The organism is Citrobacter sp. Cc139 (assembly GCF_030334645.1).
Classification (GTDB): Bacteria; Pseudomonadota; Gammaproteobacteria; order Enterobacterales; family Enterobacteriaceae; genus Citrobacter; species Citrobacter werkmanii.
Map to the genome: position 1 here is coordinate 1 of NZ_JAOWDM010000053.1, position 325 is coordinate 325.

Annotated in this window: 1 protein-coding gene; it reads left to right on the forward strand. The window is 53.2% G+C overall.

Annotation, left to right across the window (positions count from 1 at the left end):
• The coding region (locus OGV69_RS01440) for a DinB/UmuC family translesion DNA polymerase (protein WP_286469012.1) at positions 1 to 325 on the forward strand (325 nt) is incomplete at both ends.

Sequence of the window (325 nt, forward strand, 5' to 3'; positions counted from 1 at the left end):
ACTTTTGTTAAAACGTCACCCTTTGCGTTGAACGAACCGTACTACGGTAACAGCGCGTCGGTGAAGCTGCTCACCCCGACACAGGACAGCCGGGATATCATTGCAGCAGCGACGCGGAGTCTGGATGCAATATGGAAAGACGGGCACAGATATCAGAAAGCAGGGGTAATGCTGGGGGACTTCTTCAGTCAGGGCATCGCCCAGTTGAATCTGTTCGATGATAATGCGCCGCGCCGGGGTAGTGAGAAATTGATGGAAGTTCTGGATCATCTGAATGCAAAGGAAGGAAAGGGGGCGCTTTATTTCGCCGGACAGGGGATCCAGC